We start from the raw sequence: 1,689 nt of genomic DNA on the forward strand, positions 1-1,689 counted from the left end.
TTTTCATTGAGTATAAAGATCTATCCATTTGGGTAGGTCTTTTTCATACTTAAAAAGCCAAATCCGATGGGATCTGGCTTGATAATCATTGAGTATTAGATTGTATTGGCTGCCCAGACACTTACAGATCTTTCTGAGACCGGGAATTTTCCATAACCTTCTTCATCAATTGTGACTTGACCGTGGTGGTTTCCAAGTAAATCTACGAAAGTTTGGTTAGTCCATTCTTGGCCTATAAACATTGACTTGCTGTTTTCTTGGTCATTTGAAATCAAGACTGCGATTGGGGCTTGATTTTCAGCACCTGAACGTACCCAACCGATACAGTTAGCATCATCAAAGTAGTCTGTTTGTTCTCCATAGGCCAAATCTTTTCGGATGGCTAGGAGGCGGTCAAGGACTTCTTTGAAATCTTGTTGAGCATACTGCCCTGAAATCCCATAGTAGTCTCCGTAAAAGACACATGGCAGTCCATTTTGGCGTAATAGAATAAGGGCATAGGCTGCTGGTTTGAACCATTCTTCAACAGTCGACTCAAGGGCTTGTCCTCGTTGGGTATCATGGTTGTCGACAAAGGTTACAGCCTTGTCGGGCTTGAGTTCAACCAAGCTATCTGTGAAAATGCCACGAAGGTCGTAGTTGGAACCAGCTCGGCTAGCATCAAAGAGATTCTGGTGGAGACGAACATCGACAAGGTCAAAGCGTTCTTCCGTTTTTTCAAGATAGTCTAGATTGGCTTCCTTATCGGGATTCCAAAATTCACCAAAAACATAGAAATCGTCACCGTATTTTTCCTTCATATCGCGGATAAAATTGCGCATAAAGAAAGAGTCAATGTGTTTGACGGCATCCAAGCGGAAACCAGCAATACCAGTCGTTTCCATGAACCAGTCAGCCCAGTCATAGATGTTTTTGATAACTTCAGGATGCTTAAAGTCTAGGTCGGCATACATGAGGTAGTCGTAGTTACCGTTTTCGTTATCGACCAATTCCTCGTTGGCCCAGCCCTTGTTGTCTCCTTGAATCAGGTAAATCCCAGACTTACGGCGTTTTGCATCGTAGTCTGTACCTGTGAAGTGGTACCAGTGCCAGTGGAAGTCATTGTAGGTATCTTGGCGACCATCGAAGGTAAAACTAGTCCAACCATTGATGGTGAAGGGTTCTCCAAGTTCCACTGTACGGTCTACAGGATCCACTTCAATAACCTGAAAGGCTTCCATGTGATCAGCAGCAGCTTTGTGATTGAGCACCACATCGGCCATAGGTTGAATTCCCTGTGCTTTTAGGGCTTGAATGGCTTGAAGATAGTCTTCTTTAAAACCATACTTGGTGCGGACAGTCCCTTTTTGGTTGAACTCACCAAGATCGAATAAGTCATAGACCCCATAGCCGACATCTTTTTCATTGGTAGCTTTGAAAGCTGGTGGCATCCAGACGTGACTAATCCCCAGATCAGCTAGGTGTGGAGCATCTTCAGCCAGACGCGTCCAGTGTTGGCCGTCGTGGGGCAGATACCATTCAAAGTATTGCATGAGTGTTTGATTTTGCATGATGTTTCCTCTTACTTGTCAATCTTGTTCTTTATTCTATCATAAACTATCTCTTAACGCAAACGTTTGCGTAATGCTGAATAATAAGTTTTTGACTATTTTATATAAAATGTTGATTTTTAAAATGAAAGCGCTATAA

At 42.9% G+C, this 1,689-nt stretch carries 1 protein-coding gene; it reads right to left on the minus strand.

The features are described 5' to 3' along the window. Positions 1-95: 95 nt before the first annotated feature. The gene (locus tag HT718_RS00070) at positions 96-1,550 is read right to left on the minus strand and encodes an alpha-amylase (protein ID WP_173266463.1); all 1,455 of its coding nucleotides are present in this window, start codon (positions 1,548-1,550) and stop codon (positions 96-98) included. Positions 1,551-1,689: the final 139 nt, after the last annotated feature.

It is taken from the genome of Streptococcus sp. 714 (assembly GCF_013277115.1).
GTDB lineage: Bacteria > Bacillota > Bacilli > Lactobacillales > Streptococcaceae > Streptococcus.

Coding starts and splice junctions, on each gene's coding strand:
- HT718_RS00070 (WP_173266463.1), bottom strand. CDS start 1,550: ATGCAAAATCAAACACTCATGCAATACTTTGAATGGTATCTGCCCCAC.